Here is a 5,824-nt window from a genome sequence, read left to right on the forward strand (position 1 = left end):
TGAACCAGACCACTCCCAACACCTTTAGCTCGGGCCCCGACGAGAATGGCCGCTTCGGCATTTTCGGCGGCCGTTTCGTTTCCGAAACGCTGATGCCGCTAATCCTCGATCTCGAGGCGGAATACGAGCGCGCCAAGACCGATCCGGATTTTTGGGCCGAGATGGACGACCTGTGGACCCATTATGTCGGCCGGCCCTCGCCGCTCTATTTTGCCGACCGGATGACGGCGCATCTCGGCGGGGCGCGGATCTATTTCAAGCGCGACGAGTTGAACCACACCGGCGCGCACAAGATCAACAACGTGCTTGGCCAGCTTCTGCTGGCGCGGCGGATGGGCAAGACGCGTATCATCGCCGAAACCGGTGCCGGCCAGCACGGTGTGGCGACGGCGACAGTCTGCGCCAAGTTCGGGATGAAATGTGTCGTCTACATGGGGGCAACCGATGTCAGACGCCAGGCGCCGAACGTGTTCCGCATGAAGCTTCTGGGGGCCGAGGTCGTTCCGGTGACCTCGGGGCGCGGCACGCTGAAGGACGCGATGAACGATGCGCTGCGCGACTGGGTGACCAATGTGCGCGATACGTTCTATTGCATCGGCACGGTAGCGGGCCCGCACCCCTATCCGGCGATGGTGCGCGATTTCCAGTCGATCATCGGCAAGGAGGCTCGCGCCCAGATGCTGGAGCGCGAGGGGCGCCTGCCCGATACGCTGGTCGCGGCGATCGGCGGCGGATCTAACGCGATGGGGCTGTTCTATCCCTTCCTCGACGATCCGTCGGTCGAGATCATCGGGGTGGAGGCCGGCGGCAAGGGTGTCGATGCCAGGATGGAACATTGCGCCTCGCTCACCGGCGGCAGGCCCGGGGTGCTGCATGGCAACCGCACCTATCTGTTGCAGGATGCGGACGGGCAGATACGCGAGGGGCATTCGATCTCGGCCGGGCTCGACTATCCCGGTATCGGGCCGGAGCATTCCTGGCTGCACGAGACGGGGCGGGCGCAATACGTCTCGGTCACCGATGTCGAGGCGCTGGCGGCGTTTCAGCTTTGCTGCGAACTGGAGGGTATCATCCCGGCGCTCGAACCGTCGCACGCGCTGGCCCATGTGATGAAGATCGCGCCGGAATTGCCTGCCGATCACCTCATCTGCATGAACATGTGCGGACGCGGCGACAAGGATATCTTCACCGTCGCCCGGGTGCTCGGCGTGGACATGGGCGAGACGGACTGAGCGCGGCAGCCGCGGGTGTAACGAACCATCGGCGCCCGACCGAATCCTGCGCCGCGAAGCGCCCGGTCGCGGGATCTTCGAGGCCGGTGCAGGCGTGCGGCCGTCGGCCTGTCAGTCCAGCTTCAGCGACGGGGCAAGCACGGTGGCTTCGCCCTGAAGAACCAGCGTGTGCCCCACCTTGGCGCGGGTCAGCAGTTTCACCCGGCGTTTCATGAAGTCGATCTCGGCAACCTCGACTTCGGCATGGACGATATCGCCGGGGCGCACCGGGGCGAGAAACCGCAGCGTCTGGCCCAGATAGATCGTGCCGTGGCCGGGAAGCTGTTCGCCGATCACCGCCGAGATCAGCCCGGCGGTCAGCATGCCGTGGGCGATCCGCCCCTCGAACATGCTTTCCTGCGCATATTCCTCGTCGAGATGAACCGGATTCCTGTCGGATGTCACTTCGGCAAACATCTCAATATCCTCGGATGTGACCAGCTTGGTCAGATCGCGGATCATACCGATTTCAAGATCCTCGATATAAATCGTACCGCGGGTCATGTTGTCGAGCATCATGCCTGTTCCTGTGTTTCCCATGCCTTCAGCGTAGCCGAAGGCCGCCAATGCTGCAATGCAGAAAGTAATAATAGGCAGATTTGACTTCGGTCAAGCGCAATTTTGTTGCCGAGGGGAATCGCGTCGAGAACGAGAAATCCAGCCGGGCAGCCGATGTGGGCGGCTGCCCGGATTTCCCGGGGGATTCCCCCGCCGAGCCCGAGGCCGGTCTAGCGGAGGTAACCCATGGCGTAGGTGACCGATGTCTGTTGTGCTTCGAGATAGGTTTCGAGCATTGCCGGATCGGGCTGGCGGATTGTGCCGGTCTCGGCTGCGGCAAGGCCGCCGGTGATGTAGAGAACGTCGAGCGATTCGCCCATGGCGCCCCGGACATCGGTTGCGATTCCGTCGCCGATACACAGAATCCGGTCGTCCGGAACCTGGGCGAATTCCGCCAGCCGCCGCCGGGCGAGATCGTAGATCGCCGGGTGAGGCTTGCCGAAATAGAGGCTTTCACCGCCCATTTCGCTATAGAGCGCCGCCAGCGCGCCGGCGCAGTATTCGCGGGTTTCACCGCGATCGACCACGATATCGGGGTTGGCGCAGAGTAGTTTCATCCCCTTTGTCTTGGCATAGAGAAAATCGGGCCGGTTGACGGACGGATCGGCATGTGGATCGAACGGGCCGGTGCAGACGATGCCCTCGGCCCCGGTCAGCGGAACACGGGTGATCGCCACCGGATGGTCCATCATCTTCAGCGGCTCGAAGAACACGAGGTCGTGTTCCGGGCCGATATGGTAGACCCTGTTACCCACCGCGCCCGAGAACATGGCGAACCGTGCCGAATCGCCCGAGGTCGCTATCGTGTCCCATGCGTCGTCGGGTATGCCGAAACGCCGGACCTGTTCGGCGATGGTCGCGCGGGGGCGGGGGGCGTTGGTCAGCAGAACAACCTTTCCGCCCTGCCGGCGAAAGGTCCGGCAGGCGGCGACTGCCTCGGGGAAGGCCGCGATCCCGTTGTGCAGACAGCCCCAGAGATCGACAAAGGCTGCGTCGTACATTGAGGAGATTTCGGAAAGATGTTCGATGATGCGGGTCATGGGGCCTCCGGGTCGACGGGACGGGGAAGGCCCGCCCGGAGCGGCTATAGCCCAGTCGGCAAACGGACGGTAGCCCGTTTGCCGACGGCCGCCGCGCATCGCCCCGCGTCCTCGGTCATGCGGTGCGGCGCCGCATTCTGCCCGAAAGGCGCAGACCGTCGCGGAAGTTCAGGCTCAGAAGTGTGGCATTGGTCGCCCCCGCCGCCAGTTCGAGAATCTGGACGATGACAAAGGCCGCACCGAATTGCCCGGTCGCGGACCAGCGCGCCAGCAGGATGGCCGCGGGCACGAGGACCAGCAGGCCGAGCCCCGCCGCGACCTGCATGCGCCGCATCTTGGCCCGTACCAGCGGCAGGCGGGGGTTTCGCACCAGTCGCTGCCCTGTCAGGCCGGTGGCCGCCAACGCCGGGACAAGCACCCACAAACCGGTCTGGATGGCCTGTTTCACCGCCACGACCTGGCCGGTAGTGCCAAGTGTTTCGGCCCAGATGGTCATCACCCAGAAGCTGGCAATGGTGAGGAGAGCAACGGCGCCGGCGATGGCGTGGATTCGTTTCAGCATGGCTGGTTTCCTTTTTCGAAAGATGACATGTGGCATGGCAATAAACATAGCAGACTATATATTATTATATAGCTTGCTATATTACGTAAAAATGCACATTGTCCGGACCAGAGCCGCACAGGGAGCGACACATGGCATTCCACAGGTCGGAGTCTCTGGGATTCGTCACCAACCATCTGGCGCGGATCATGGAGCAGGCGTTGCAGCGCCGCCTGAAGCCGCTGGGGCTCAGCACCGGCTACTTTCCCGCCCTGCTGGAATTGTGGGAGGAGGACGGGCTGACACAGAAGGCGCTAGTTTCGCGTTTGAATATCGAGCAGGCGACCATCGCCAACACGCTGTCGCGGATGGAGCGCGACGGGCTGATCCGGCGCGAGCCGGATCCGGAGGACGGGCGCAGCCGCCGGATTCGCCTGACCGGGACGGGCCGGTCGGCGCAGGCTCCGGCGGTTGCCGCGGCAGAGGCGGTCAATGCCGAAATGCTTGCGCCGCTCCCGGAGGAGGAGCGGCGCAGGCTGGTTTCGTCGATAGGCGCGGTGGTCGGCGCGGCGGTGAAGCGCGGCGCCTGAGCCGTCAGACCTTCAGGTTGGGGATGATCTGCTTCTTGCGGCTCAGGATGCCGGGCAGAACCACGGTGTCGCCGCTGACGGTCACGCCAAAGCTCTTTTCGGCCACGCCTTTCACCAGATCGTTGGGAACCAGCAGCGTGGCCTCCTCGTTCAGGATGTCGACCACAAACAGAAGCACCTGATCGACGCCGTCCTCGGCCGCCACGGTTTTCATGGCCGCCATCAGGCTGTCCTTGCGGTCGAGCGGGATTTGCGGCGCCGTGGTTTCCAGAACCGAGACGCGGAACTTTACCCCGTCAACGGCGTATTCCTTGCTGTCCATGCGGAGCAGTTCCACGTCCGAAAAGGCCGAGACATCGGATTTCGCCGCGAACATCTCGGCGGCATAGCTGGCAACGTTCACGCCGAGTTCCGCCGCCAGCTTTTCAGCCAGCGCCCTGTCGGCATCGGTGGTGGTGGGCGAGCGGTATTCCATCGTGTCCGACAGGATGCACGACAGCATCGCGCCGCGGATCGCCTCGGGCATTTTCGCCGCGTCCTCGCCCATGAGCTGGTACATGATGGTTGCGGTGCAGGCCAGCGGGCGCATGGTGATGTCGATCGGCGATCTGGTCTCGATTCCGCCAGCCAGCTTGTGGTGATCGATGATCTGCAGGATATCGGCCTCGTTGATGTCGGCGGGCAGTTCGGCGGGGTTGTTGGTGTCGACGATGACAACCGGCGCGCCGGCGCCCGCCTCCGAGATGATCCCGGGCTTCGCCAGCTTCCAGCGTTCCAGCACAAAGGCAGCCTCTGTGTTGGGTTCGCCCAAAAGCTTCGCCTCGGCCGGGGTCCCCTTGATTTCGGAAAGATACCAGGCCCAGATGATGGGCGAGCCGGTCGAATCGGTGTCGGGGGCCTTGTGGCCGAAAACCTTGATGGTCATGGTGCTATCCGTTTCTTGACGAGCGAAATCGCTGCCCTTTTAGCCGGCCGGGGCCGGACTGTCATGGGGTGATCGGCTGTGGCGCCTGGTCGGGGCGGCGGCGTGTACGGCCAGATCCATAGGCGCCGCCCCGAGTGGCGGCATGCCGTCCATGCGCGGTTCGGTGGAAAAAGTTCCTGCCACGCCCCGTTGACAGCCCGGAGGCGCTTGCCTAAATCAGCGCCATTGGCACTCGCCTGGAGTGAGTGCTAACCGAAAACCCACAAGAACGTAGGAGCGTTCCGACATGGCATTTACACCGCTGCATGACCGGGTTCTGGTCGAGCGCGTCGAAAGCGACGAGAAAACCGCTGGCGGCCTGATCATCCCCGACAGCGCCAAGGAAAAGCCTGCCGAAGGCCTCGTGATCGCTGTTGGCGCCGGCGCCAAGGACGAGGATGGCGATCGCATCGCGATGGACGTCAAGGAAGGCGACAAGATCCTGTTCGGCAAATGGTCGGGCACCGAGGTCACCATCGACGGCAAGGAACTGCTGATCATGAAGGAAAGCGACATTCTGGGCATCATCGCCTGATCGCGTCCGCTTCCCTAAAACCCACACGAAATTCAGGAGTAGCAATTCATGGCTGCCAAGGACGTCAAATTCGATTCCGAAGCCCGCAACAAGATGCTCAAGGGCGTCAACATTCTGGCCGATGCGGTCAAGGTGACGCTGGGCCCCAAGGGCCGCAACGTTGTCCTCGACAAGTCGTTCGGCGCGCCGCGCATCACCAAGGATGGCGTGACCGTCGCCAAGGAAATCGAGCTTGAGGACAAGTTCGAGAACATGGGCGCGCAGATGGTGAAGGAAGTCGCCTCGCGCACCAATGACGAGGCCGGCGACGGCACCACCACCGCTA

General features: G+C 63.3%; 8 protein-coding genes. 4 read left to right on the forward strand and 4 right to left on the reverse strand.

What is annotated here, in order from left to right:
• Window positions 1–1,232: tryptophan synthase subunit beta (gene trpB / locus ACK5IR_RS05445; RefSeq protein WP_416926685.1), on the forward strand; the 1,232-nt coding region annotated here is incomplete at its 5' end.
• A 111-nt stretch (window positions 1,233–1,343) separates the two neighbouring features.
• Here trpB and ACK5IR_RS05450 read toward each other — a convergent pair.
• The 3 genes from ACK5IR_RS05450 to ACK5IR_RS05460 all read right to left on the reverse strand — a co-directional run bounded on the left by ACK5IR_RS05450 (window position 1,344) and on the right by ACK5IR_RS05460 (window position 3,431).
• Complete coding sequence (locus ACK5IR_RS05450) at window positions 1,344–1,787, reverse strand: MaoC family dehydratase (RefSeq protein WP_416926698.1); 444 nt, start codon at window positions 1,785–1,787, stop codon at window positions 1,344–1,346.
• Between the two features lie 212 nt (window positions 1,788–1,999).
• Window positions 2,000–2,869 carry an HAD family hydrolase gene (locus ACK5IR_RS05455; protein ID WP_416926686.1) on the reverse strand — a complete coding sequence of 290 codons (870 nt, stop codon included), beginning with the start codon at window positions 2,867–2,869 and terminating at the stop codon, window positions 2,000–2,002.
• Between the two features lie 115 nt (window positions 2,870–2,984).
• Window positions 2,985–3,431, reverse strand: a complete 447-nt coding sequence (locus ACK5IR_RS05460; RefSeq protein ID WP_416926688.1) for a hypothetical protein — start codon at window positions 3,429–3,431, stop codon at window positions 2,985–2,987.
• A 131-nt stretch (window positions 3,432–3,562) separates the two neighbouring features.
• Here ACK5IR_RS05460 and ACK5IR_RS05465 point away from each other — a divergent pair, with 131 nt between their 5' ends.
• Window positions 3,563–4,000 (forward strand): MarR family winged helix-turn-helix transcriptional regulator, encoded by a 438-nt coding sequence (locus ACK5IR_RS05465; protein ID WP_416926690.1) that lies wholly within the window; start codon window positions 3,563–3,565, stop codon window positions 3,998–4,000.
• A gap of 4 nt (window positions 4,001–4,004) precedes the next feature.
• Here the strand turns inward: ACK5IR_RS05465 and ACK5IR_RS05470 are convergent, their stop codons facing one another.
• A complete protein-coding gene (locus ACK5IR_RS05470; RefSeq protein WP_416926692.1) occupies window positions 4,005–4,925 on the reverse strand; it encodes a manganese-dependent inorganic pyrophosphatase in 921 nt (306 codons plus the stop codon).
• A gap of 286 nt (window positions 4,926–5,211) precedes the next feature.
• Here ACK5IR_RS05470 and groES point away from each other — a divergent pair, with 286 nt between their 5' ends.
• Entirely contained in the window at window positions 5,212–5,499 is a 288-nt protein-coding gene (gene groES / locus ACK5IR_RS05475) for a co-chaperone GroES (RefSeq protein WP_416926694.1), read from the forward strand.
• A 48-nt stretch (window positions 5,500–5,547) separates the two neighbouring features.
• On the forward strand, window positions 5,548–5,824 hold a 277-nt coding region (locus ACK5IR_RS05480; RefSeq protein WP_416926696.1), incomplete at its 3' end, for a TCP-1/cpn60 chaperonin family protein.

Source organism: Tropicimonas sp. (assembly GCF_047971885.1).
Taxonomy (GTDB): Bacteria; Pseudomonadota; Alphaproteobacteria; order Rhodobacterales; family Rhodobacteraceae; genus Tropicimonas.